The sequence below is a fragment of the Petrotoga mobilis SJ95 genome, from assembly GCF_000018605.1.
Classification (GTDB): Bacteria; Thermotogota; Thermotogae; order Petrotogales; family Petrotogaceae; genus Petrotoga; species Petrotoga mobilis.
This window is the reverse complement of record NC_010003.1, coordinates 1,257,430-1,283,618: the sequence shown is the minus strand read 5'-3', so window position 1 is coordinate 1,283,618 and position 26,189 is coordinate 1,257,430. Positions and strand designations below refer to the sequence as shown.

Annotated in this window: 27 protein-coding genes and 1 pseudogene; 17 read left to right on the top strand and 11 right to left on the bottom strand. The window is 34.0% G+C overall.

Features of this window, described 5'->3' with window-relative positions:
• Positions 1 to 2: 2 nt before the first annotated feature.
• From aroB to PMOB_RS06145, 4 genes are all read left to right on the top strand, one after another.
• A complete protein-coding gene (aroB, locus tag PMOB_RS06160) occupies positions 3 to 1,490 on the top strand; it encodes a bifunctional shikimate kinase AroK/3-dehydroquinate synthase AroB (protein WP_012209016.1) in 1,488 nt (495 codons plus the stop codon).
• Positions 1,487 to 1,912, top strand: a complete 426-nt coding sequence (aroQ, locus tag PMOB_RS06155; protein WP_012209015.1) for a type II 3-dehydroquinate dehydratase — start codon at positions 1,487 to 1,489, stop codon at positions 1,910 to 1,912. The genes aroB and aroQ overlap by 4 nt, the downstream gene beginning before the upstream one ends.
• A 171-nt stretch (positions 1,913 to 2,083) precedes the next feature.
• Positions 2,084 to 2,827, top strand: coding sequence for an undecaprenyl-diphosphate phosphatase (locus PMOB_RS06150; protein ID WP_012209014.1), 744 nt, complete (start codon positions 2,084 to 2,086; stop codon positions 2,825 to 2,827).
• A 139-nt stretch (positions 2,828 to 2,966) separates the two neighbouring features.
• Positions 2,967 to 3,596 carry a lipid-binding SYLF domain-containing protein gene (locus PMOB_RS06145; RefSeq protein ID WP_012209013.1) on the top strand — a complete coding sequence of 210 codons (630 nt, stop codon included), beginning with the start codon at positions 2,967 to 2,969 and terminating at the stop codon, positions 3,594 to 3,596.
• Between the two features lie 78 nt (positions 3,597 to 3,674).
• Here the strand turns inward: PMOB_RS06145 and PMOB_RS06140 are convergent, their stop codons facing one another.
• Positions 3,675 to 4,937, bottom strand: a complete 1,263-nt coding sequence (locus tag PMOB_RS06140) for an IS110 family RNA-guided transposase (protein ID WP_012208365.1) — start codon at positions 4,935 to 4,937, stop codon at positions 3,675 to 3,677.
• 93 nt (positions 4,938 to 5,030) lie between these two features.
• On the opposite strand from PMOB_RS06140, the gene PMOB_RS06135 reads away from it, so the two are divergent.
• The 3 genes and pseudogenes from PMOB_RS06135 to PMOB_RS11155 all read left to right on the top strand — a co-directional run.
• Positions 5,031 to 5,261 carry a hypothetical protein gene (locus tag PMOB_RS06135; RefSeq protein WP_012209012.1) on the top strand — a complete coding sequence of 77 codons (231 nt, stop codon included), beginning with the start codon at positions 5,031 to 5,033 and terminating at the stop codon, positions 5,259 to 5,261.
• 182 nt (positions 5,262 to 5,443) lie between these two features.
• A complete protein-coding gene (locus PMOB_RS06130; RefSeq protein ID WP_012209011.1) occupies positions 5,444 to 6,376 on the top strand; it encodes an iron-containing alcohol dehydrogenase in 933 nt (310 codons plus the stop codon).
• Positions 6,377 to 6,568: 192 nt separating this feature from the next.
• Positions 6,569 to 6,745 (top strand): annotated as a pseudogene (locus tag PMOB_RS11155) (MarR family winged helix-turn-helix transcriptional regulator); the annotation flags it as partial.
• Between the two features lie 20 nt (positions 6,746 to 6,765).
• Here PMOB_RS11155 and PMOB_RS10925 read toward each other — a convergent pair.
• A complete protein-coding gene (locus tag PMOB_RS10925) occupies positions 6,766 to 8,826 on the bottom strand; it encodes a YcdB/YcdC domain-containing protein (RefSeq protein WP_012209009.1) in 2,061 nt (686 codons plus the stop codon).
• 1,133 nt (positions 8,827 to 9,959) lie between these two features.
• Here PMOB_RS10925 and PMOB_RS06120 point away from each other — a divergent pair.
• The 6 genes from PMOB_RS06120 to PMOB_RS06095 all read left to right on the top strand — a co-directional run bounded on the left by PMOB_RS06120 (position 9,960) and on the right by PMOB_RS06095 (position 13,436).
• Entirely contained in the window at positions 9,960 to 10,166 is a 207-nt protein-coding gene (locus tag PMOB_RS06120) for a hypothetical protein (RefSeq protein WP_012209008.1), read from the top strand.
• Positions 10,167 to 10,237: 71 nt separating this feature from the next.
• A complete protein-coding gene (locus PMOB_RS06115) occupies positions 10,238 to 10,438 on the top strand; it encodes a hypothetical protein (RefSeq protein ID WP_012209007.1) in 201 nt (66 codons plus the stop codon).
• A 17-nt stretch (positions 10,439 to 10,455) separates the two neighbouring features.
• On the top strand, positions 10,456 to 10,665 hold the full coding sequence (locus tag PMOB_RS06110) for a DUF2922 domain-containing protein (RefSeq protein ID WP_012209006.1): 210 nt from the start codon (positions 10,456 to 10,458) through the stop codon (positions 10,663 to 10,665).
• A 531-nt stretch (positions 10,666 to 11,196) separates the two neighbouring features.
• A complete protein-coding gene (locus tag PMOB_RS06105; RefSeq protein WP_231282458.1) occupies positions 11,197 to 11,439 on the top strand; it encodes an RpnC/YadD family protein in 243 nt (80 codons plus the stop codon).
• Positions 11,440 to 11,769: 330 nt separating this feature from the next.
• Positions 11,770 to 12,633, top strand: coding sequence for an ABC transporter ATP-binding protein (locus tag PMOB_RS06100; protein ID WP_231282496.1), 864 nt, complete (start codon positions 11,770 to 11,772; stop codon positions 12,631 to 12,633).
• Entirely contained in the window at positions 12,630 to 13,436 is an 807-nt protein-coding gene (locus PMOB_RS06095; RefSeq protein ID WP_012209004.1) for an ABC transporter permease subunit, read from the top strand. Before PMOB_RS06100 ends, PMOB_RS06095 begins: the two co-directional genes overlap by 4 nt.
• 5 nt (positions 13,437 to 13,441) lie before the next feature.
• On the opposite strand, the gene PMOB_RS10435 is transcribed toward PMOB_RS06095, so the two are convergent.
• Together PMOB_RS10435 and PMOB_RS06085 are read right to left on the bottom strand one after the other, a co-directional pair.
• Positions 13,442 to 13,876: an IS3 family transposase gene (locus PMOB_RS10435; RefSeq protein WP_081429255.1), complete on the bottom strand. Its 435-nt coding sequence runs from the start codon at positions 13,874 to 13,876 to the stop codon at positions 13,442 to 13,444.
• Entirely contained in the window at positions 13,873 to 14,271 is a 399-nt protein-coding gene (locus PMOB_RS06085) for a transposase (protein ID WP_012209002.1), read from the bottom strand. The genes PMOB_RS10435 and PMOB_RS06085 overlap by 4 nt, the downstream gene beginning before the upstream one ends.
• A 234-nt stretch (positions 14,272 to 14,505) precedes the next feature.
• Here PMOB_RS06085 and PMOB_RS06080 point away from each other — a divergent pair, with 234 nt between their 5' ends.
• The 4 genes from PMOB_RS06080 to PMOB_RS06065 all read left to right on the top strand — a co-directional run bounded on the left by PMOB_RS06080 (position 14,506) and on the right by PMOB_RS06065 (position 20,255).
• Positions 14,506 to 15,576, top strand: a complete 1,071-nt coding sequence (locus PMOB_RS06080; RefSeq protein ID WP_012209001.1) for an aldose epimerase family protein — start codon at positions 14,506 to 14,508, stop codon at positions 15,574 to 15,576.
• Positions 15,577 to 15,633: 57 nt separating this feature from the next.
• On the top strand, positions 15,634 to 17,796 hold the full coding sequence (locus PMOB_RS06075; RefSeq protein ID WP_012209000.1) for a Tex family protein: 2,163 nt from the start codon (positions 15,634 to 15,636) through the stop codon (positions 17,794 to 17,796).
• Between the two features lie 180 nt (positions 17,797 to 17,976).
• Positions 17,977 to 19,344, top strand: a complete 1,368-nt coding sequence (locus tag PMOB_RS06070; protein WP_012208999.1) for an MATE family efflux transporter — start codon at positions 17,977 to 17,979, stop codon at positions 19,342 to 19,344.
• Positions 19,345 to 19,370: 26 nt separating this feature from the next.
• On the top strand, positions 19,371 to 20,255 hold the full coding sequence (locus tag PMOB_RS06065; RefSeq protein ID WP_012208998.1) for a bifunctional enoyl-CoA hydratase/phosphate acetyltransferase: 885 nt from the start codon (positions 19,371 to 19,373) through the stop codon (positions 20,253 to 20,255).
• Between the two features lie 3 nt (positions 20,256 to 20,258).
• Here the strand turns inward: PMOB_RS06065 and trhA are convergent, their stop codons facing one another.
• From trhA to ispF, 7 genes are read right to left on the bottom strand one after another with little or no spacing between them, the layout of a single operon-like run.
• Positions 20,259 to 20,906, bottom strand: a complete 648-nt coding sequence (gene trhA, locus PMOB_RS06060; protein WP_012208997.1) for a PAQR family membrane homeostasis protein TrhA — start codon at positions 20,904 to 20,906, stop codon at positions 20,259 to 20,261.
• On the bottom strand, positions 20,903 to 21,472 hold the full coding sequence (locus PMOB_RS06055) for a GNAT family N-acetyltransferase (protein WP_012208996.1): 570 nt from the start codon (positions 21,470 to 21,472) through the stop codon (positions 20,903 to 20,905). Before PMOB_RS06055 ends, trhA begins: the two co-directional genes overlap by 4 nt.
• A 52-nt stretch (positions 21,473 to 21,524) precedes the next feature.
• Entirely contained in the window at positions 21,525 to 22,373 is an 849-nt protein-coding gene (locus PMOB_RS06050; RefSeq protein ID WP_012208995.1) for a thermonuclease family protein, read from the bottom strand.
• Entirely contained in the window at positions 22,370 to 23,869 is a 1,500-nt protein-coding gene (locus PMOB_RS06045; RefSeq protein WP_012208994.1) for a YifB family Mg chelatase-like AAA ATPase, read from the bottom strand. Before PMOB_RS06045 ends, PMOB_RS06050 begins: the two co-directional genes overlap by 4 nt.
• A 29-nt stretch (positions 23,870 to 23,898) precedes the next feature.
• Positions 23,899 to 25,038 (bottom strand): MFS transporter, encoded by a 1,140-nt coding sequence (locus PMOB_RS06040; RefSeq protein ID WP_012208993.1) that lies wholly within the window; start codon positions 25,036 to 25,038, stop codon positions 23,899 to 23,901.
• A gap of 5 nt (positions 25,039 to 25,043) precedes the next feature.
• Positions 25,044 to 25,709, bottom strand: coding sequence for an endonuclease V (nfi, locus tag PMOB_RS06035; RefSeq protein ID WP_012208992.1), 666 nt, complete (start codon positions 25,707 to 25,709; stop codon positions 25,044 to 25,046).
• Complete coding sequence (gene ispF, locus PMOB_RS06030) at positions 25,699 to 26,187, bottom strand: 2-C-methyl-D-erythritol 2,4-cyclodiphosphate synthase (RefSeq protein ID WP_012208991.1); 489 nt, start codon at positions 26,185 to 26,187, stop codon at positions 25,699 to 25,701. Before ispF ends, nfi begins: the two co-directional genes overlap by 11 nt.
• Positions 26,188 to 26,189 lie beyond the last annotated feature (2 nt).

Sequence of the window (26,189 nt, the reverse complement as noted above, 5' to 3'; positions counted from 1 at the left end):
CGATGAAAATCTTCTTGGTAGGAATGATGGGGTCTGGAAAAACTACCCTTGCAAAAAAGATTTCAAAAGTACTTTCCATACCCCATATCGACACAGATGATGAAATTGAAAAAAATGAAAATCTTAAAATAAAAGATATCTTTGAAAAATACGGTGAAGAATACTTCAGAAAACTGGAAAGTACTATCCTCGAAAAATTAGCTGAAAACACTAATTCCTTCGTTGTATCAACTGGAGGAGGAATAATCTTAAGTGCTAAAAATAGAGCTATATTAAAAAAAGAAAATGCCATATATCTGAAAGTAACTCCTGAAAAGCTTAAAGATCGCGTAAGTTTAGAAAATAGGCCCCTTCTTGCAAACAACAAAGAAAATATTATAAAGATCTACAAAGATAGAAAAGAATTGTATGAACAATTCAAAACGGTTGATATCACAAATTTGACTGAATGGGAATCGGTGGCTAAAATCCTCTACCAATACGATATTAAAAACCATTTTGAAATTGATTCATCTTTTCAAAAAGTATCAATAAATGCAGGAAGCCTAAAGTCTCCCCCCCCAGATTCCATAGTTTTCACCAGCGAAAAGGTCAATGAACTATACGGAGAGTACCTGCCACAGAAAAAACTTGTCTTACCGAACGGGGAAAAAACAAAAGACATCTCTCTTGTAATAAGGGCTTACGAATATCTACTTGAAAACAATGTCTCTAGAGATAATTTGCTTCTTGGGATTGGTGGAGGAACTATAACCGATTTTACAGGTTTTGTTGGCTCCACTTACAAAAGGGGAATGAACTTTTCATTTTACCCTACCACACTTCTTTCTCAGATCGATGCTGCAATAGGCGGAAAAAATGGAATAGATTTCAAAAAATACAAAAATGTCGTGGGAACGATAAACTTACCCATAGAAGTGGTTATAGACCCACTTTCCATATTATCTTTAGATGACGAAACATTCATAGAAGGTTTAATCGAAGGTTATAAAATGGCATTGATCTCAGGGAATGATTTTTATGAGTATTTTAAAGAGAATTTGCAAGAAATACTTAACAGGAATCTAGATAAATTATCTTTTTTTATTAAAAGATCCGTAGAGGAAAAACTTCGTATAGTGGAACAAGATTTCAAAGATACGGGGTTGAGAAGTTGTTTAAATCTTGGACACACTTTAGGTCACGCCTTTGAAGCCACTACAGGAATCGCACATGGGTTATCGGTTGGATGGGGTTTGATCAAAGAAATAGAGTTTTTTTACAAGAAAAAATATTTGGAAGAAAAAGATTATCTAGAAATTAAAGATACATTAGAAGCACTTGTTCCTGAAAAAGTTAGAAACATTCAAATAGATGAAAAAGACATATATTATTATTTATCAAATGACAAAAAAATAGGGGCAAATCAAAAAATAAAAATGCCAATTTTAAAGTCACCAGGAAATATTATAATAGAAGAAATCACAATAAAAGAAGGTGAAATCTTTTGATTCTGATAATAAACGGTCCTAACTTGAATATGTTAGGGAAACGTCCTAAAGATATCTATGGAACTGAAACCTACGAAGATTTAAAAGACCAGATAAACCATTTTGCACAAAATAATAGTATAGATGTTGAGTTTTTTCAATCCAATTCGGAAGGTCAAATCATTGATAGAATTCAAAAATTGGATTTTGAAGCTTTAATAATCAATCCTGGTGCTTATACACATTATTCTTATGCGATAAGAGATGCCTTAGAAATTGTAAATGTGCCGAAAGTGGAGGTTCATCTAACAAATATCATGGCAAGGGAAAGTTTTAGGCAAACATCTGTTACCTCTTCCTCATGCGATGGGGTCATATCTGGACTAGGATTCTATGGATATATATTAGCTTTAGAATACCTAAAAGAAAAGTTGAAAGGTTGAAGTGGGGAGCGGGGCGATGGCTTACCAAACCTTTCCTTATGGGTGGGGAGCGGGGCGATGGCTTACCAAGCCTTTCCTTATGGGTGGGGAGCGGGGCGAAGGGGCGCTATCTATCAAGTTTTTAGAGCTTATAAAAATACTATAAAAATCTATCAACTTAGGAGGTAAAAAGTGAGAGAAATCATTTTAGGAATCGTACAAGGTCTAACGGAATTTCTACCAGTATCCAGTTCAGGACATCTGGCATTATTTTCATCCTTTATGAACATCGACACCAACGTACCGTATTTCGCCCTTCTTCATTTATCCACCTTTTTTGCCGTATTGTTCTTTGTTTGGAAAGAAGTTGTCAATTTGATCAAGGGACTCTTTAAATGGGAAAAAGAATCACTTACTCTAATCCTTAAATTAATCATTTCCTCAATCCCAGCTGCTGTTGTAGGTTTTACCTTGGAATCTTTGATCGAATCAGCCTTTTCTTCTCTTACATTGATTGGAGTTTTTTTAATGGTAACAGCCGTCTTTTTATTAATTTCTGACACACTAAAAGGTAAAAAGAGTTTAACACAGATAACTTATGTTGATGCCTTGATTATAGGTCTCATGCAAGCCCTTGCAATATTTCCAGGGATATCTAGAAGCGGTGCAACGTTGTTCGGTGCTCTTTTAATGAAAACAAAAAGGGAAGATGCCCTAAAATATTCCTTTTTGATGAGCCTTCCTGTAACCTTTGGGGCGGGTATTTTTGAAATAAATAAGGTTACTTTTTCTCCTTGGGTAATTTTAGGAGGGTTGTTTGCGTTCGTGTTTGGTTTGTTTGGTCTGTATCTACTGAAAAAAACGGTACTGGTTGGAAAACTAAAATATTTTTCATATTATTGTTTTGCTATCGGACTCGTAGCCATTATTATTTAGTAATAAATACATCGTTTTTAAATAATCTTTTTATTTGATATAATATTAAGAGAGAATCGAAAAAGTAAAAATTTTTATTAGACTAATCAGCCTTAAAGTTTCTAAACAAAGTAAAGTTTTAAAAGCGAGGGGATGAAAAATGAAAAAAAGTATTTTAGCAACTCTCATTATCCTACTGTTTTCATTTAGCTTATATGCCACTGCTCAAGATACCGTAGAAGAAGCTCTCTTAGCTGTAGAAGAGTTATTATCAAAACCAGATAGCGGAGCTTTTGTTCAATTAGTAGAATTGTCAGAAGGCTTAGTAATCTTTCCTACATTTTATAAATTGGGTTATGTGGTTGGTGGACAGTATGGTGAAGGCATTGTATTAAGAAAAGACAGTGAAACAGGAAAATGGTACGGGCCGTCATTTGTAAATATATATGGATTAAGCTGGGGAGCACAAATAGGAGTACAATCCGCAGCGTTAATCTTAGTTGTAATGAATGAAAAAGGAATGGAAGGGTTCATGGGAAACAACTTTACCTTAGGAGGTTCAGTTGGTATTTCTGCTGGACCATTGGGTAGACAGCTTTCTGCAGATTTAGATTATAAATTACAAGCCTCCATTTATTCTTATTCAATTGCAAAGGGCTTCTACGCTGGAGTGTCTGTTGAAGGGGCTTACATAAGAGCAGATGATAATGCGAATGAGGATTATTATAATGAACCTCTTTCACCTGAAGAAATTTTAAAAGTCAAGTATGATAGTCCCCTATTTAATTAAAAAAATTTTAAATATTTTCTATTTAAAAAATCCTCATTCAGTCATACTTCTAGGTTGAAAGTAGCAGTTGTTGTTTATTCAGGTTACTATTTCTCTTTTCCTTTTTAATTTTTTTGCTGTATAATTGCCATGAGCTCTCAGTTCTTGATTTTGTAATTTGTAATGATAGTCAGAATCATATTTTTTCCCACTCTTTACCAGTGAATATATTATTCTCAACAATTTTCCCGCTACGGCTAACACAGCAACAGTATGTGATTTACCTCGAGTACGTAGTTTCATGTAATAATTCTTGAAGTATTCATTGTTTTGAATAGCAACGATGGCAGCGATGTAAACAGCTTTTCTTAGGTATCTGTTACCTTTTCTATTGATGAACCAGCCTTTTTTCATTTGACCTGATTCCTCTGTACGAGGATCGATGCCAACGAAAGCCACCAGGGCAGAAGCAGAATAGAATCGGTTAATATCTCCTGTTTCTGCTACAATATTTAAAGCTGTTTCATTGAAACCATCAAGAGATTGTATTAATTCTACCTGGTTTTTAATTACATCGTTTGATGAATTGTTCAAAGTTTCTTTCAATTTTTCTTTGAAGAGCTTTTGATCTGATTCAAGTTTGAACAACAATTCTATTCTTTTTTGAAGAGCTAACTCATGCGCATCGTTGCCACTTGCTATTGAATTTTTAGAAAGTTCAATGATTTGGTCCAACTTATTTTCATCGAAATACAATTGATTATCTATCTTCATCGCATCAATAAGCTGTTTTTTGTTGGTTGTAGCGATCTTCCTTGCAGAAGGGAAGTTATACAATAAATTCATTAAACTCTTGATAAAGATATTAGATTGAAAAGATTCCAATTCAGGGAACAAAAGGTAGACATAACGTTTGATTTCATTCTTAACCCTTGAAATCTCCTCAGAAAGGTTAATGATCTCGCGAGAGTATTGAGTGAAATTATCTATCTCCTTAGAAGAAGGGATGTTGTCTGGATACTTTTCTTTCAGCCAAATGGAGATCAGCTTGGAATCAATGTTGTCGTTTTTAGAATGGCGAAGAGTTTCACTTTTTCTGAATTCTTTCAACAAAAGGGGATTAATGATATGGACATCATAATCGTGTTTAAGTAAATAAGAAAACAAATGTTGATGGTAAATAGAAGTGGATTCCATACCAATTATAATCTCTCTTTTGTTGAACTTTTTAAGAATTTTGTCGAAAGTGGTGAAACCACTCATATTCTGTTTGAATTTACCACTATCGATTTTGGTCCTACCTGAATCGGAGATGTAGTAATGAAAAGAGTTTTTAGAAATATCAATACCTACAAAATACATATTTTTTCACCTCGCTTTAGTATTGTTTGAGGATCCGCCTTTTGCAATCATCCTTCTAATACGGCCTTGAAAGGTCAATCAAGTATCGGATTTATGGGCGGAAAGTGGGTAGCGAACAAACTTTTAAACGAACTTAAAAGTTCAGAAAGAATAAGCGTTCTACTACCCACTCATTTTTTAAAGAAAATAGTTGTTTATGCTTATATTGTATCATCAAATATCATAGAAGACAAGATAAGAAAAGCGGATGAAAAAACGATAAACTACATAGGGGATAACTTGTTAGAAATAACCATAGAAGAACTAAAAAAGTTGTTGAAATAATGGGGTAGGAGGTAGATTAATTAATTTATCTACCTCCTTCCCGATTTTAGCTACATATTTTTCATGGCATTATATACTATGGCACAGAAATCAGAAAATGTCAGCAAATCGTAGGGTTTGAATTCTCCATCTTTTACATCCATTACCTCTAACGCAGTTACTATCGCTATGCTGTTTTTGAATTGGGATTACAAAATGGGGCTCAAGCAGTTATTGGAATTGGTGGAGGAAGTCCAATTGATACAGCAAAAAGTGTTGCTATTTTGCTTGAATATCCTGAAAAAACTGCTGAAGAGCTTTATGAAGGTTTATTTACTCCAGAAAAAGCAAAACCAATAATTGCAATAAATACAACACATGGAACAGGAACTGAAGTAGATAGATTTGCTGTTGCTTCAATTCTTGAAAAAGAGTACAAACCATCAATTGCATACGATTGTATTTATCCACTTTATGCAATTGATGATCCACAATTAATGGTTACACTACCAAAGGGTCAAACTGTATTTACCTCAATAGATGCAGTAAACCATGTTACTGAGGCAGCAACAACTTTGGCAGCAAGCCCATACTCAATTTTACTTGCGAAAGAAACAATAAGATTAATTGCTAGATATCTTCCTCAAGCAGTGGCACATCCAGATGATCTAACAGCAAGATATTATCTTTTATACGCATCAGCAATAGCAGGCATATCATTTGATAATGGAATGTTGCACTTTACACATGCACTTGAGCATCCATTGAGCGCTGTAAAACCTGATTTAGCACATGGACTTGGTCTTGCAATGCTTCTTCCAGCAGTTGTTAAACATATATACATTGCAAAACCAGAAGTTTTAGCAGATATATATGAGCCAATTGTTCCTGGACTAAAGGGTGTTCCAGGAGAAGCGGAAAAAATTGCTGCTGGAATTGAAAAATGGTTGTTTAATTTGGGCGTAACTGAAAAATTGGAGGATATGGGCTTTACAGAGAATGATGTAGAAAAGTTAACAAAACTTGCCCTTGAAACTCCTTCCCTTGGTTTGTTACTAAGCATGGCACCTATAAAAGCAGATGAAAAGACAATTGCTTCCATATACAGAGATTCTTTAAAGCCTATTTCAAGATAATCTTTTAAGCTATTACATTTTAGTGCCGGTATTATCCGGCACTTTTTTATTGACAAAATAAATAGTTTGATATAAAATAGTTTTATGTAAAACTATTGGAGGTGGAAAGTGGTGGATAATTTTGAATTTTCTTCTACTTTTTTACTTTTTTCTGAGATAGAAAGATTAAAGTTTCAAATTTTAAAAAGTGAAATGGATAAATACAAGATTCATCCAGGTCAAATCCCGATATTTTTTATAGTTAGGAAAAATCCTGGAATTTCACAAAAAGATTTGGCAAAAAAAGTTATGCTTTCAACTTCTACAGTTGCAATTATGCTTAGAAGAATGGAAAAGGCCGGTTTTGTAAAAAGAATTCAGGATGAAAGTGACAGAAGATTTTACCACATTTATTTAACTGATAAAGCATTGAAAATAGTTGATAAAATTTTTAAGAGATTGAAGGAATTTGAAAGGCAAAGCTTTGAAAATTTTACAAGGTCATTGATATCTTTTGCCGGTAATATAAAGCATATATCCGAGTCTACAAGTTTACCATAACCCGCAGCTCTCGAAAGCCATAGGGCAATCTGGGCTCTTGTAACGGCATCGGATGGTTTTACATCCTCTTTTATCACACCTTGTTTCATTAAAGCTTTCAAGGCGATTCCTTCAGGCGTAGTTTCTACAGCCCCTTCCTCTGTTCTGGGCTCTGGCGTTGAATAATAATTTGGAATAAATGCCTTAGTAAGTATTAATGCAGCCTGGCCTACCGTCACATTTTCACTAACCTCTGGTACCGGTTGAGGCATAATACCTATATCAATGAAAATCTTTAAGATCTTCTCATTCTTATCTCCGATTACTCCAGTATAAGGGTCGACCTTTCCTCCTGGCATAGGCAAGGTGGATTCACCATATCCTACAAACTCACCCGTCTTGGCGTCTATCCCAAAGCCGTTGATATCGGAGAGTTGATAAACAGGAATCGGTTCCCCCACAGGATCTCCTGTATACTGATCTCTCGGTAAAGCAAAGGAGAGCTGAAGTTTTTGATACTGAGACAGCTTTACCTCGGCTTCTTCAATGGTAATAATTCCAGTAGTATCGATCTTCTCGATGTCACTGTAATTAATATTAAATCGAATTACTTTACCCTCGTTATCAACATTGACATTAACCGTATTAACGGGGTATAAGACTCCCTCCTGATACATGATGAAGTTTACTGTGTAGTTGTAATCTTTGCCAGACATAACTAACATGTTTTCAAAAGGAAGATTTACCTTGGATAAATAATCCTTTGCAATTTCCACTGCCTTTTCTATTCCTATGCCATTATCGGTATCAGGGAAAGTCGGCTGATTTAACCCTTTGCCATAATTAAGGCTTATTATCTTCCCTGTCTCCATCTCAATTACTGAGTTAAAAGTGATGTTGCTATCTTTATCCCCATGATTAGCAAAAATATTATATACGTTTATATTTTGGTCGTTATAGTTTTCATTTATACTGATATTTAGATTGAATTTTTCTGGGTCATTACCCATGCTCTTCAGATATTCCTCCACAAAATCCTTTGCTTTCTTTTCATCCATCTTCCCCAGGGAAGACATTTTATTTACATTGGTTACTTTATACTCTTCCCTTTCGCCCATCTCAAAAGTCTGACCGGTGTAGTTTACGGGCTCCCCCGTTCTAGCATTAATCCCCATTGGCAAAGGATATAAGCCAGCGCTCTTGGCCGGAGCATACAAGAGCTTATTTTCGAGAGGGAAGTTCTCTCTCCATATCTCCTTCTGGACAAGGAAGGTACCCATTATTTGATCCATTTTCTCTAAAGCTTCATCTTCGCTCAGTAACCCATCGATGTCAACCTTAGATATGTCTGTCCAGTTAATGTAATAATTTGATACCTTTCCGGTTGCGGCATCAATGCTTATATCTATCCCTTGGTTGACATCTATCCCGTCGTTGATACCACATAGCTGTTCAATGTTTCTCTTGAAATGATAGGTATAATTTGTCTGCCCGCCTTTATAATAATAAAAACCATATTGAAAATCAGGGGCTTTGTCTATCTGGTCATACTTGTCGGGTGCGTATCTCTTTATGAAGTTTAAAGCATTGTCTTTGAGCTCATCCCTTGTGTAGTTTGGCACATTGCTATCTTCGCTGCCCGGATAATTGTTTTTGTAGTACCAATAGCTCACCAACTCACCGGTGGAGGCATCCACCATAGCATTGACAGTTATTTCTTGATCCCAATAGTGAATATTCCAAGCCTCAGATGGTACATCGTACCTATAACTCAGGTCGGCATTAAACTTTGCTGCATCGATACCTGAGATCTCTGATACTAAGTTTTTAGCCTGCTGGGAAGAATACGTCGGCTCGACAGCAAAGACGCCCAGTGCCAACATGCTTATGAACATAACAGTTGTAAGAACAACTGATAAAATATTTTTCATTGTTTACCATCTCCTCATATTTGCCTTCACTCCGAAGAGGATTCAAAGAAATAAATCTTCTTGTGGATAAATTATACAACATTCAAATAACAAAAAGTAAATCAAGTTCCAAGACAATAATTACTATCTAGCCATTATCCTATTTCGAGGACAATTAATTATGATCCCAAACGGATAGTAAGAATTCATACTCCATCCAAAGAAATAAGCGACTTCTTGCCTTAAGGAGATTAAAAACAATCACAAAATTACCTCAGCATTTCAAAGAATTTTTTCCTTCCATTAGTAGTATCTGCAAAAAAATCAAAAAAATAAATCCTCTAGGGGCAATGGGCCTCATAAAAAAAGAAATCCTTAAGGGGTGGTGGGCGGGAAAAGATAATCAAATAAGCTTCATAAATCGAAAGTAATTTAAAGACAAAGCTTCCAAAAAAACTTATCAAAAGACTTTTTTACCTTAGACTGCAAATTTTTATTTCTCTCTACAAAATGAGAAAAGATATATTATATATTTTTATATATTTATATTAATAACATAAAACCTTATAGGGTGTCTCAAAAATTGACCCACAACTGGGTCAAAATTTGACCCAAAACTGTCCCAATTTTTAACCCACCTTGTCCCAAAAATTTATCCTCTGAGGGTGGAGGGTGGGAATAGATAATCAAATAAGCTTTATAAACAACGGGAATCTTAAAGGCTAAGCCTTTAAATAAGGGATCACAAGGGGCGCAGCCCCTTCCACTAGGGGCGGTGGGCGGGAATAGATAATAAAAATATTTTAAAAAACGCTTACGTCTTTAAGGCTACCAAGCCTTCAGCAAGATCACAAAGGGCGCAGCCTTTTGCTGGTTTCTGCAAAAAGCTTTTTTAGGTTGCTGCACTGTGCAAACTAGTTTTTAAATGATTATGACCTTGAATTTGGGGATTTTAAGGGGGGACCCCCTTAATGCTTAGGGATCACAAGGGGCGCAGCCCCTTAATCCACTAAGGCCTCTCCGGCCTTTATTCAGGGATCAGAAGGGACGGAGTCCCTTCCATAAAGGGCGGCGGGCGGGAATAGATATAACAGTAAACAATTATTTACCACAATTTAAGTATTCTTACGGATACTATTAGTGGAGGTGAGAAAATGAAAGAAATAGTAGGATTAATCCCTGACCTTGTACAAATGGTGGAAGTACCTGGTAACGGCAAAAAGAAAAAAGAAATCGTCCTAAACGCTGTAAGAGAGTTCTTAAAATCCATTGGCAAATACTCTCCGATCATGGATCTAATAATCTCCATACTCATCGACGGAGTAGTAGCATTACTATTTCCAAAACCAGAAAAAGCATAAAATGATTTCTCCCCGGGGAAGTAAAGCAAGGCAAACCAAAGAAAACAAAAACACACAGGAGGTGGTAACACATGGCAATGAACTTAGAATCAAGAAAGGCAAAGATCATCTGGATAAACATAGTAGACGGAAAAGAACAAAAAAAGTATAAAAGCTATGACTTATTCACAAACGTAGAAGCAGACATAAAAACCGCCTTACAAGGATTAGTCTCACTCTGTGAAAACACCAACGCGGTTTATTACTTCGACGAAAGCTACGAAATAATCTAAAAAGGAGGAAATAGCGAATGAGAAGATTAAGAATGAAATTCTATGACCCAGCAGAAGGAAAAAGCAAAACCCTATCAGTTGATGGAGTATTAGAAACAATAACGCAAGTAGAAATAGAACCAGTAATGCAAAGCTTGATAGGCGTATTAGTACCAACAACCGCACAAGTAGACGAAGCAGAAATCGTTGAAACAACGACAAACGGAGTATTCAACCTCATTCAATAAAGAAACACACTCATGCCTCTTGACGGGGCATGAGTTTTTTTTGATATATTAATTTAAAGTGTATATATGTATCTCATATTTCCTCTGAGGAAGGTGGAAGGAAATAGATAATAAGAAAAATAAAATATGAACAAATGATTAAATAATTTGGTATCATTTAGTAAGAACATCAAAGATACCAGATAAGAAAGAATACCTAAATTCTTGAAACAGATAGTGAATATAACAAAGCCAGCCTAGATAGCAAAGATAATATTTTATAAATTCCATGTTCTTAAGGTATTAAGTGGACAATTTTATAAAGCGAGAATCATAAAGGATAAACCAAGTACCATTATTTTCGTAAGAGAACTAAAAAATGATCGGAAGATAAACTTGGGTATGGAACCGGGTAATTAAAAAACACAAGTCCAACAAAATCACCATTTATTTAACCTATTAAAGCTTTTTATTTATACAAGGTAAGATGTAACGATAGAGGAGATATTAAAAGTACAAAAAGAAATAATGCCTGGAAGGGGTGAGATAGTTATGACGATAGCTGAAAAGTTGAGAAACGAAGGAAAATTAGAAGGTGAAAGAGAAGGTATTGAAAAAGGAAAACTTGAAGGCGAAAGAGAGTTCGCAGTTAGAATATTAAGCAAAAGATTTGGTAACCAACTAACTGAAGAAATAAAAGACAAGATAAGAAAAGCAGATGAGAAGACGATAGATTACATAGGAGATAACTTGTTAGAAATAACTATAGAAGAGCTAAAAGAATTACTGAAATAATTTCTGAAAAAGCGCCCTCCATGGGCGTTTTACTTTCTTTGTTTTTTCAAAAGTGGCTCTACATATCCTTATTTCCCTTTATTTATTAAAGTTTGTATAGTAATTTGATTAAATCTTTTCTTTTTACCTTTTTCTTGAATCTTCGATTTTTAAATTTCTTTTTCGATTAGTAAGATCAATATAAAATATTAATCTTCAAAGGAATGGTTCCCCTATCTATTTTTATATTTTGGAAACATAATTCTCTATATTCTGGCAACATAATTTTGTTAAAATTTGCATCAATTATATAAAATTAATTCAAGGTAGGAGGCCCCAGATTTGATAAAAGTGGAGAATATCAAAAAATACTATGGAAAATACCTCGGAGTAGAGGACATTAGCTTTAAAATAAAAAAAGGTGAAATATACGGCCTTATAGGACCTAATGGTGCTGGGAAAACAACGACTATAAGAGCTATGATGGGTATGATTTCAATTGATGAAGGGCGAATTACAATTGGGGATAAAAACATCCCACACGACTTGAAGCATATAAAAAATAAAATAGGATACCTCCCTGGAGAAGTCAATTTTTATGAAAATATGAGAGTAAAAGATTTTTTTGATTTTAACGATAGATTTTATAAAAATATTGATAAGAAATATGAAAACGAGCTAATAGATCTATTAGAACTTGAAACTAACAAAAAGTTCAAAGAACTTTCAATGGGAAACAAGAAAAAAGTTGGAATAATACAAGCCATTGTACACAGACCCGAGTACATAATTTTTGATGAACCTACCAACGGTTTAGACCCTCTTTTGCAGCATAAATTATATAATATTTTAGAAAAAGAAAAAGAAAGAGGCGCTACAATTCTTTTTTCATCACATATTTTATCGGAAGTTGAAAAAATTTGTGATAAAGTAGGGATAGTAAAAAAAGGAAAAATAATAAAAGAAAGTGATATTGAAGAGATATCTAAGGTATCAAAAAAAACAATTACGATCTACAAACTCAAAGAAAGAAATAAATTCAATGATTTTGAAATAAAAGAACAGACGGATTCTTTTATAACTTATCTAGTAAAAAATGATGATTTAAATAGTTTTTTTGAAATTTTATCTAAATGTTCATATGAAGACATTGAAATTAAAAGACCGTCTCTCGAAGAAATATTTATCGATTATTACAGGAGTGATGAAGAATGAACTTCAATTTATTAAAAAAAGAGCTTAAATTCACATATAAAAATACAATATTATGGTCATTGTTGTTTGTTTTATTTACCGGTATGTATATACCTATGAGTAATCAAATCCTTTCCCAGTCTAATAATGTATTAGAACTAATTAATAATATGCCCAAATTTTTACTCGAATCTTTCAACTTTAGCGAACAAATATTTACTAAACCAGAAGGCATATTCGGGTCAGAAGGTATGAGCTTTGTTTATTTATTGGGAGCTGTTTTTTCAGCGATGCTTGTGGGAAAAGTTTTTGCAGATGAATATGAAAAAGGAACCATAGAATATTTGAGCGTAAAACCAATAAGTAGATCAACTTTATACATAACTAAATTCACGAATATAATGATAAATATATTATTTTTAAACATTATTTTTACCCTTTCGGTTGTTTCTATGTACGCTATTTTTATGAAATATGAATATAATCCAGAAATATTGTTGGCTTTTGGAATATATTCCCTTACAGTACAAATATTTTTCTCTTCAATTTCTGTGATAATAAGCATACTCACCCAAAACAATTCTTCAAACCTGGGTATCTCACTTAGTATACTAATTTTCATGTATTTTGGAGATACTATGGCAAAGACTATAGAGGCAACAAGTTGGATAAAATACTTCAGCATATTTAACTATATTCCTTTGATGGAAACCGTTTTAGAGGAAAAAATCTTTTGGGTAAATTCCTTAATAATTTTGCTAATATCTTTTGGAATATATTATTTTTCTTATTACCTATTCAAAAATAAAGATATTAATGTATGAAATTTTCAATGTTTTGTATATTTTCCAACCAAACCGATTTCGTGTTTCAAACGTCTCATCTTTTTATGATTGATAATTATTCCATAATTTTTCCTAAAATACGCACACAGCTTAGTAGAACCTATAGTTTTTTGCTTTGAGACATACATATTGAGATGTTCCTTGATTTTTATCAGTTCAGCGATTACAAATTCATCAGGAACCTTATCGCCATTCACAGTATAGCAAAAACCTCGAGTTTTAGAATTAGAATGCTTTTTCTTTGACAAAGAACTGGTATCCAAGAAGAACCTCGTTTTGTAATGATAAGTGCTGGAGTTTACGTTGAACTCTTCAAAAAGATAAGAAAGAGAAACGCCGTACTCTCGATGTAACCTATTGATATATAGGATATCTAAAATGGGTGTAGATTTAAAATCAGCGTGTCTATTTTCCATCATTTTCTCTGATTCAAATTTTTTTTTACAAACTCAACTTGTTCTCTAAGAACTCTGATCTCCATATCCTTTTCGATCACCAAATTCTTCAAAGCTTGAAGAGTCTGAGCGAGATCGGGGTATTCCATACAAAGTCGAGAAATCTCATCCAAATCGACACCGGAATTCTCGTAAACCACAGGAGGAACCTTAGAACCACGAGAAACGATGGAATTTTTGTTAAAAGAGCCATTGAAAAAGCAAGAATAATTCTCACCAGAATCTCTAAACTTCTTAACCCACTTATAGATATTTCTGGTAGGGATGTTGTAAGTTTTACTAAGTTGAGAACAAGAAACACCTTTTTCGACATGCTCTTTAACAACGTTAGCTTTTAACTCTGGAGGGTAAGACTTCACAAAAATCACCTCTTTTAAGAATATATATTTATTATACTACCACGCCCCTCAAATAAGAAAATGTCATAAGGACCAATCGTAAGCGTTTTTTAATTAAAAATTACCGCTAACTTCAATAAACTTTTTTTCTTTTCAAAAACACAAATAAGAAAGAGAGGATGGTTTTCTGACAAGGTATCTCCCTATATGATATAATATTATTGGATATTAGAAAAAATAAAAGGGGGATATCGAGTGTCAATTTTAGAACATATTGAAAAAAATCAATGGGGATATACAACAGAAGGCATTCCAGTAACTTTGTTCACATTAAGAAACGAGAATGGAATCACGGTACAAGTAACAAACTACGGTGCTACTTTGGTTTCTTTGTACTTACCTGACAAAAAGGGAGAAATGGAAGACATAATTTTAGGATTCGATACTGTTTCAGATTATGAAAAACCCACTCCACAGAATCCCTTTTTCGGTGCTACAATAGGGCGACATGCAAACAGAATAAAAAACGGGCAATTCTCACTTGAAGGTAAAAATTACACCTTGGCTCAAAATAATAATTCAAACCATCTTCATGGGGGATTAAAGGGGTTTCAAAAACAGATATTTCAAGCGACAGCTTTTACAACTGTCGAAGGACCTTCTGTTCGGTTCAAACGTTTAAGCCACGATGGTGAAGAAGGTTATCCAGGAAACTTACGTGTAAGCGTTACTTACACATTAACCAACGATAATGAATTAAAGATTTCTTATACCGCAACTACTGATAAAACTACTATTATAAATTTGACAAATCACAGTTATTTTAATTTAGCAGGTGAAGGTAGAGGAAATATTTTTGATCACCAGTTGGAACTTTTTGCTAATCATTATACACCTGTAGAAGAAACGTTAATCCCCACCGGAGAAATAAAAAGTGTCAAAAACACACCCTTTGATTTTACAGTCCCAAAAATTCTCGGTGAGGTGCTCAAAGATCTGAAAGATTCTCCGTTAGAAGGAATAGATCATAATTTCGTATTAAACAAAGAAAATAGCAAAATATCCTTAGCTGTAAGGTTGGTTGAACCCACAAGTGGAAGAGTGATGAAGATATACACAACCGAGCCTGGGATTCAAGTATATACAGGTAATTTTGTTGACACATACGGAAAAGAAGGAAAACACTACGGAAAATATTCTGGAATAGCTTTGGAAACACAGCATTTTCCAAACTCTCCAAATCAGAAAAACTTTCCTTCCACAATTTTAAGGCCCTCAGAAGTGTACTCTTCTACAACAATTTACAAATTTTCTATCGTGAATTAGAGAAAATTTAGATTTTCTAAAACCAGTAAAATACATTGTTTTATGGAGGTAAAAGTATTGGATATAATCAAAACAATAACAGAGGATTTAAACATAAAACTATTTCAAACTGAAAACACTGTAGAATTACTAAATGAGGGAAACACCGTACCTTTTATCAGCAGGTATCGAAAAGAAAGAACAGGTAATTTAGACGAAGAAAAGATTAGGCGAATAGAAGAGTTATTTAAATATTATCAAAACTTAGAAGGCTACAAAAAAACTGTCTTAAAAAGCATTGAAGATCAAGGTAAATTAACAGATGCGCTAAAAGAAAAGATCATCAACACTAAAAAGATGACTGAATTGGAAGATCTGTATCTTCCTTACAAAAAAAGAAAGAAAACCAATGCCGACAAAGCTATAGAAGCTGGTCTTGAACCTGCAGCAAACAAAGTGTTATTAGGTAATATCAAATCTTTAGATGAATTAGAAGAATTTGTATCTGAAGAATACGATAATATAGATAAAGTGACAGAAGGAATTTCCTACATAATAGGTCAAACCTTTGCCCATGACAAAGAAAATCGGGAAAGTCTAAGAAAGCATTACGAAAAATTTGGTAAGATTCACTCTGAAAAGAAGAAAGAGTTTGTCGAAGAAGCCACTAAGTACGATATGTATCACGAATTCACACAAGAAATTTCAAAAATCCCAAATTACAGAGTTTTAGCTTTAAACAGGGGAGAAAAAGAAAAAGTTTTAAATGTAAAACTAATTATTGATGATGAGTGGCTTGAAAAAGAAAAATCTAGATACAAAACAGGAAATGAGATCTGCGATAAAATTATATCCAAAGGTTTGATCTATGGATTCACAAATATGTTAAACCCATCAATAGAAAGAGAAATAAGACAAAATCTAACAGAAAAAGCAGAAGAAGGGGCGATAGTTCTCTTTGCCAAAAATCTCAGGCAATTATTACTAACGCCCCCTTTAAAAAACAAAAGGGTCTTAGCAATTGATCCTGGTTTCAGAACGGGATGTAAAGTTGTGGCATTGGATGAAATGGGAAATTTTCTCGCTAACGATACGATATTCCCCGTTCCTCCACAAAACGATATAGAAAACTCAGAGAAAATTATGATGGGTTTAATTCAAAAGTATAATGTAAATCTAATAGCGATAGGTAACGGAACCGCCTCACGAGAAACTCAACAATTCGTCGTTGACTTAATAAAGAAAAATAAGTTGAATCTTAAGTACATATTCGTCGATGAATCTGGAGCTTCTGTTTATTCCGCTTCTAAGTTGGCAAAAGAAGAGTTCCCAGAATACGATGTAACTGTCCGAGGAGCTATAAGTTTAGGAAGAAGAATACAGGATCCTCTTGCAGAATTCGTAAAAATTGACCCAAAATCTATAGGTGTTGGACAGTATCAACACGATGTCAACCAAAAAAAGTTGAAAGAAAAACTCGACGCAACTGTGGAAAGCGTGGTTAACCTCGTTGGTGTTAATTTAAACACAGCCTCATATTCTTTATTAGAATACGTTTCAGGAATAACCAGTAGCCTGGCAAAGAAAATTGTCCAATACCGTCAAAAGAACGGTTCATTCAATAAAAGAGCCGATCTCTTAAACGTAAAAGGCTTTGGAGAAAAAGCTTTTGAACAAAGTGCAGGATTTTTGAGAATAATAGATGGGGAAAACCCGCTAGAAATAACGGGAATACATCCAGAAAGTTATGAAGCAGCGGAAAAATTAATAAATATACATGGCTACAGGTTGGATGATTTAAAAATCAAAGAAAAATTGGACCCATTAAAATTAAAGGTTTCTCAACTTTTAAACGAAAAAGAAAATCTAAAATCAATATCCGAAGAATTGGAAATAGGGGAATATACATTGATCGATATACTTAAAGAACTTCAAAAGCCCGGCAGAGATCCAAGGGATGAAATGCCTCAACCTCAACTTATGGATGATATTCTAAAATTTGAAGATCTAAAAGAAAGTATGAGATTATCAGGTAAAATAACTAACATTACTGATTTTGGTGCCTTTGTAGATTTGGGAATAAAAGAAAACGGCTTGATTCATAAGTCAAACCTTGCTGAAAGATTTGTAGCTCATCCTACGGATATTGTGCAAATAAACGATATCGTAGAAGTGGAAATAATAAACATTGATAAAACAAGAAGAAGAATTGGTCTAAGATTAGTTAGTATTCAAAGATAAAAACTTTATCTTCATTTTGGGCGTCCTTTTTTATGGACGCTTTTTTATTTCTTTGTTTTTTAATAGTATCTAACTACTAAGCTTAAAATATATACCTTTATTCTTAACCCAAATCTCAAATAATTTGATAAAATATTAATAAGGATAGCGAATTAATTTTTACATTAAAGGTGATAACGAATGAAAATCAAAGATACAGGAAAAGTTGATGTTTTAAAAACATCCATATGGAAAGCTTTATTTACCTTAGCCTGGCCAATTATTTTGACAAATATGATGCAAGCGATATATAATATAACTGATGCTTATTTTTTGGGAAAGTTAGGTCCTTTGGAATTATCTGTTCCTACTGTAGTTTGGCCGCTGATCTTTGTTTTTATATCTTTTGCCACAGGATTTTCCTACGCTGGAACCTCTTTGATAGCCCAATATACAGGATACGGCGATCAAAGAAGAGCTGAAAAATCGGCAGCTCAAACTATTTTGGTAATGACTTTCGTGGCTTTATCCATTATGGCAATAGTTTTGATCTTTAGCAAGCAATTATTATCTCTTTTACAATTGGATAAAAACATATTCGAACTTAGTAATACGTATCTAAAAATAATGGCATTTAGCTTACCTTTCATTTTTTTAATGCAAACGGTAGCGGGTATATTTAGGGGATGGGGAAATTCATTTATAGCCCTGAAATACAACGGTATATCAATCTTGTTGAATGTGGCCCTTGACCCTCTTTTCATTTTCCAATTCAATTTAGGCGTATTTGGTGCAGCGCTAGCAACTATGTTATCTCAAGTTATAATATCTGTTGTATTTTTATTTGTATTGTTCAAAGGTAGAGAGGGTTTTAAATTACACGCCAAAGATTTTGTCCCTGATCCAAAACTTATAAAAAAAGTGTTATCGGTTGGCTTACCTTCTTCTATTGGCGAATCTTTTACAGCTATAGGATTTGCTATAATTATGGGAGTTATTGCACAATTTGGGCCTATTGTTATTAGCGGATACGGAATCGGAAATAGAATGAACAATTTAATAATTATGTTCGCTATGGGAATATCTTTGGCAACGGCTACTATGACAGGTCAATATGTAGGTGCAAACCAACCTGAAAGGGCTGAGGAAACAGTTAGAAAAGCTTCTTTGGCAACTTTACTGATCGTTGGTAGTGCTTCAATGGTTATGTTTTTATTTGGTCACAATATAACGAAATTTTTCATAAATGACCCCGAAGTAATTAAAGTTGGAGAGGAATTTTTTAGATATGTTTCTTTCTCACTTCCGTTCTTCTCGTTAGTTTCTGTTTTTCTTGGTACTTTAAGGGGTACAGGGCATACGATTCAGTCAACCATTATAGATATGGTAAGATTGTGGGGAATAAGGGTACCCTTGGTTTTTTTCTTAGCCCAAACTCACGGTTACATAGGTGTTTTCATAGCAATGATAATAAGCAATTTTTCTGCGGCTATATTAGCTTTAGGATTTCTAATTTTTGGGAACTGGAAAAAACCTGTAATTGAAGAAGCTTCTCAGAGAAATGCTTAGTATAGTCAACAAAGGAGGACTCTTTCATGAAAAACTTTGAAGAATTGTTGAATAGAGCAAAGTCCAAACCAACAAAGAACGTCGTTCTTGTCTGTGCTGAAGATATTGAAGCTTTGAAGGCTTTATCAAAAGCAAGTGAAGAAGGGTTTGCAAACCCTGTCTTGGTTGGAAATAAAGAAGAAATTAAAAAAAATTTGGAAATTGTTGGAAAGGAATTTGACATTATAGAGGCAGAAACTCCACAGGAAGCAGCAGAAAAAGGTGTTCGTCTCGTTTCAAGTGGGGCTGCTGATCTGCTCATGAAGGGTAAGATAAAAACTTCTGAGTTGCTAAAAGCTGTTTTAAACAACGATTGGGGATTAAAAACAGGAAATTTGCTTTCTCATGTTGCGGTAGTAGAAACACCTTATTTGGATAGATTACTTTTGATAAGCGATGGTGGAATGATAATCCACCCAGATTTAATGCAAAAGGTTCAAATTATATACAACGCCCTTGAAGTAGCCAAAAACCTTGAAATAAAAACTCCCAAGGTAGCTTTATTAGCGGCGGTCGAAGTAGTTAATCCCGATATGCCCGAGACAGTAGATGCCGCGATATTGACCCAAATGAACAAAAGAGGCCAAATAAAAGGGTGCATTGTCGATGGTCCTCTTGCCCTTGATAACGCTATAAACGAACAAGCTGCCAAGATTAAAAATATAAACAGTGAGGTTGCAGGTAAAGCAGATATTTTAATTGTTCCAGATATCCATTCGGGGAACTTGTTAGGAAAATCTGCTGTATATTTTTCAGGAGGAAACGTGGCAGGGATTGTAGTGGGAGCAAAGGCTCCCATAGTATTAGTATCAAGAGCCGACAACGATCAATCGAAATTGGCAGCTCTGGCACTTGGAGTTTTAAACTCCTGAGACTCATATAACATAAAAAAACACTGAGAAAAAGTGGCATATACTTCCTGCAAGTACTATCAAATGCCATAAAGCATGATGATATGGGATTTTTCTCCACACGTAAAATATGGTCCCGAGTGTGTAAAGAATGCCTCCTATAACCAACCAAAAGACTCCCCAGAAATCCAAGTTTGTAACTAAAGGTTCCATAGCAAACACAACCAACCATCCCATGGCTATGTATAAAATTGTTGAAAGGATCCTAAACCTTTTAACGAAAAATATTTTAAAAATAATGCCTATAGCTGCCAAAACCCATACCACAGAAAATATAATCCAACCTAGCCTTCCACTCAACGTAATTAGTGCAAAAGGTGTGTAAGTACCGGCTATTAAAATATAAATTGCAGAATGATCGAATATTTCAAAGAGATCTTTGATTTTTTTACGTTGAAAGCTGTGATATAGTGTTGAAGATAAATAAAGAATAATCAACGATGAACCATATATAACCGAACTGAAAATACTCCAAGGTTGTCCGTTAATCGCTGAAAAAACTACCAATAACACCAGAGCAGCTATACTCAACAATGCTCCTATACCGTGTATAACGGCATTAGCTACTTCTTCACCAGTGGTGAATTTTTCGATATTGTCTAAATCTTTCACCCTATTGCTCCTTTCCCATCTTTTATTTCAAGAAATTCTTCTCTCAAAATGTCCATAAATATTATATCGTATCTATTGTTTTTAAAAAACTTTGCTTGCCTTCGCCTACCTATTTCTTTAAATCCAGCTTTTTGGTAAGATCTTATGGCCCTTTTGTTGTATTCAAAAACTTCCAACATGATATTATTTAAATTTAAAACGTTGAATCCATAATTCAAAAGCAACTTAATGGCTTGGGTACCATATCCTTTAGACAGATATTCTCTATTCCCAATAAAAATTCCAAGGACAGCCGATTGATTAATTCTATTAATGTCATGCAACCCACAATTACCTATCAGCTCTTCTGTTTCTAAATCCACTATGGCAAAAAAAACATCGTTGCCTTTAGCCATTTTTTCTAAAATGTCTTTTTCTTTAAGCAAAGAAATAATATTATCCTCTACCATCATGTTTTCTGATATTTCTGGGTCATTTAACCATTCCGTGTATTTTTCAAAATCGTCAGGATTAACTGGTGACAAAAAGCATTTTTCTCCTACTACTTTTTTAAAATATTTACCCATACTGTTTATCCCCCTCTTATTCTGTTATACGATCTTTAAAATAAACTTTAAACTAAACTCCCTCTTCTCCCTGCACCCCATTCACAAATCTTTTTATCTCAAAAGGAGCCCTTCCCAGTATTTCGTATTGCCCAGTTCGCTGATCAAACCATATTTCTCCCCAGAACATAACTTCTTCCCCAACTAAATCATAGATATCGTAACCATCAAAAAAGGCATCAAATTCCTGTTTTCTTATTCCATAGTAAAAATCTTCGCCTTCAGAGATAATTTTATAGTAATTTCCGCCTTCTTTTATAACATCCTTTACTTTGACCTTCACCCACCTCATTCTACCTAAATCCTTTTGGGTTAAGGCATCAGATTCCACTACTATGCTTTCATCATCGTATTTTTCAAAGATCCCTTTTCTATCTTCATATGCTTGGATATAAGCTTTAACAAATATTTCTTGCTTTTTTGAAGTATCTTCGTAAAACAACGGTCGGGCTAATCCATTTTTTAATAATTCCTCGTTTAATAATATTAAGTTACCTTCTTCATCCTCATAATAAACATACGCCAAAACTCTGCCATAATTGTCAAACTTATCCTCATCAAACTCTAAATATACGTTTCTGTTTGCAACATTTATTAGTCTATCTTTCACAAATTGATACGACTTATAGCCATACTCGCTAATAGGCTTACTACCAGCTTTGATCTCTGGTGCGTCTATCCCTATCAACCTGATACTTTCAGCGTATTGGTAAGTGTTAATTGTGTCTCCATCCAATATAGAAGAAACTTTTACTTTTTCTAGGTTTTCTATATCTGGTATTGTTATTAACTCTTGTGAATTAGCATAAACTGCACTTAATACCAATAAAAGTAACAGAAAAAAAGAAGATATTTTTCTCATATGATTTTTCTCCCTCTGTAATTCAGGGCTTCCGAAACATGACTTATTTCCACATTTTTTGAATCAAAAGTGTCAGCTATAGTTCGTGAAATTCTTACTACCCTGTTTACCGATCTAGCGGTTAATTTTAAATTGATAGCTGCTTGTTTTAGAAAGTCTTCCGCTTTTTCACTAAGAACAGCAAATTTCTTCAGCTCTTTATTGCTAAGTTTTCCATTCAATTTATTTTGCCTTTTTATCTGTATTTGGGAAGCTTTTGAAACTCTTTCTTTAATCTTTTCGGAGCTTTCTCCGTCTTCTTTGGACATGAGTTCATCTATTTTTACCCTTGGTGTATCTATTCTAATATCTATTCTGTCCAATATGGGTCCTGATATTTTTCTGTTGTAATTTAAGATCTGGTTCAAACTACACGTACATTCTATCTCCTTATCTCCATAATATCCACATGGACAAGGATTTTGAGATGCTATAAGCATGAACCTTGCAGGAAAATTAGCAACGGATTTTGCTCTTGTTACCGTCACTTCTCCGTCTTCTAAAGGCTGTCTTAGAGATTCTATTACATCCGTACGGTACTCGGGGAACTCATCCATGAATAACACACCATTGTGAGCCAAGCTTATTTCACCAGGTTTCGGAACGGCTCCTCCCCCTATTATTGAGGCTGTCGAGGCTGTGTGGTGAGGTGATCTGAAGGGCCTTTTATCAATTATCGTGTTCATATATCCAGCAACTGAATAAATCATCGTAGATTCGATGATTTCTTCCCTCGTCATATCTGGTAATATTGTTGGAACCCTTTTAGCTATCATTGTTTTTCCTGAACCGGGAGATCCTCTCATTAAGACATTGTGAAATCCACTGGCTGCTATCTCTATTCCCCTTTTGGCAAATATTTGACCTTTGATTTCACGAAAATCTAAGTTGTAAGATGGTTGTACAATATCCTCATACTTTGGAGAGTAATCATCCAAAATACCTAACGATATATTTTCGATATCTTTCAAGCTATCTATAACGATAACCTCGTTCTTTTCTACAAATTTACTTTCCCCCTGATTTCCCCGTGGAATTATGAATTTTGCTTGTTGATTTCTTTCTTTTATATACATCAAGAAAAGAGATATCCCAGAAACTGGTCTAACTTCTCCATTCAAACCAAGTTCACCAAATATATAGTAATCTTCACTTAATTCTTTTATCTGACCTGACGCCTCCAACAAGGAAACGGCAATTGGTAAATCAAAATGTGAGCCGTCTTTTCTCATAGAGGTGGGTGAAAGATTCGCAACTATCGATCCGTTAGGAATTGTAAACCCAGTATTTCTAATGGCACTTGTAACTCGTTTCTCACTTTCTAAAACTGATGTGGAGGGCATGCCTACTATTTTGAATGTCTGTTGGGTAGAACGGGAGTTTACGTCGATTTCTACTAAGATATTTTCTACTTTAAACCCGTCTATGCAACCAGTTTTTATCTTAGAATATTTCATTTTTCCCCCTTTTTGTACATTACTTAATTTCACTTATCACTTTCTAACTTTTCCTTACCCAATTTTTGTGTGATAAAAATGATGATAGTAAAAGTTAAAAAGGGAATGGTATATGAGATATTAAAATTAATATCACCAATTACTCCCATGGAAGTTGCAATTATCATAGCCCCAATCCCAGTAGAACCAAAAGCCAACCCGTTGTACATCCCTAAGATTCTCTTTGGGAGATTTTGATTGGTGTATTTTTGAATGCTTGGAAAAATGGCAGATAAACTAAAACCAACGAAAAGAAAGAAAATAAAGTGCTGAAATATTAGCAAAAATGCAAGACTTATTATAAGAGAAATAGAGAAGTACAAAATGGTTCCCAATTCCGTTAATTTTCTGTTTAAGAATTCGGTAATAGCTCTACCAAAGGTAAAAACTACCCAAAATAAACTTATAATTACAGATGAAAATTCTTTAGAATAGTTAAAAACATCATGGAAAAGGTTTCCGCTCCATGTTATTATGCCAATTTCACTTCCGGAATAGAATAAAAATATCAACAATGATAAATAAACAAATCTTTTTCTAATTATACCGGTGGCTTCTTTAAATTTAATCGCTTCATACTTTATGTTTTGAATGGGCTTATAAATTAAAACAAAAATGAAAAGTAACGAAATTAAGATTAAGTGTATAAAATACACAAATCTAAAATCTAATTTCATAACTAAAAATAAGCTAACCAAAAGGGGTGCTATTATTCCCCCAATTCCAAAACTCGCATTTAAAAATCCAAAATTTTGGATTTTTCTATCAAGGTGTGAAAAAGCGGAAGTTAAAGTCATAAAAGTTGCCCCAGTCGCTACCCCCAATAAAAAAGCTGATAATACAATCATAGGAAAATTAATTGCGGTTACGAATAAAACCAAACCTAAAATTTCAATTATAAAAGCACCGGTCAAAAAACTTTTATAACCTATCTGGGCGATAAAAAAGCTGCCTATAAAGTTGGATATCATGGTACCAAAGGTACTTATAAACGGTAATGAAGAAGAAATAGTTATCGAAACAGAAAATCTTTCTTGAATGGAAGTCATAAGAGGAGCAAGAGTATTCATGACCATCGAAAATAGAATCATTGAGATGTATATAAAATTTCGCGTGTTCTTTTCGGTCAACAACGTCACCTCTGCTTTAAACTTTGAGTGTATAAGTGTGCCTTTCGAGTTATCTCTGGAATTTTATACTTTGTGGCGAAATGATAAGTGAAATCTAAAGCGTTATTGAAATCAACCAAGTTGCCAGGAGATACAAATACAGGTTTCACATTGTCTCTTGTTCTCAACACTATTCCTATTTTCTCATCTTTATGGTACAGAAATGTGAATTCACCTTTTTTCTTTCCGGGTTCTTCGTATTCACCAATTAACTTAGATTTAGCAATTCCTATAGTAGGCTTTTCAATAAAAAAAGACGCATGTGTAGCTATGCCCATCCTTCTAGGATGGGCATAGCCTTGACCATCAAAAAAAACTATATCAGGTTCAATTTCAAGTTTTTCCCAAGCCTTTAAAAAGATAGGAAGCTCTCTAAAAGCAAGAAGGCCAGGTATATATGGTAAGGTAATCTTATCCACGGCATATGTTACATCGATCACCGATAATTTTTTAAAATCCATTGTTACAATTACAGCTAATCCTTCGTCTTTTGGAAAGGAAAGATCAACACCGCTTACTAAGTTTGGTTCATCCGAAAAATGGATTAATTTTACCTCTTTAGCTAATTGTTTTTGCACTTTTATCATATCTTTAGGAGACATATCGAACCGATGAACAGGTTTATATTTCATCTATCTCACCTAAAATGGTACAATAAACTTCTATACCTTGGTCATTTCCTCCAACCCCCAGACCATTACCACTTTTCCCTTTTAAGTTTATTCGACTTACTTCTAAATTTAAGATACACGAGGTATTATTTTTGATTTGACCTGTTATTGAACTGATATTTACACTCTTAGATATGATCACCACATCTATATTATTTATCTTAACAATATATCTTTTATTAATCAAATCTATAGTCTTTTCTAATAGGATTGAGCTACTAATATTTTCAAACTCTTTACTTTCAGGAAAGTACTCCCCTATTGACCCCAAACCGCACATCCCTAATAAACTATCAATTAATGCATGAAAAAAAACGTCTCCATCCGAATGGCCCAATAATCCATAACCTTTTGGATGATTAATTACAACTCCACCCAATATTAATCTTCTATTTTCAGCAAAAGGATGAACATCGTAACCAAACCCAATTTTTAACATGT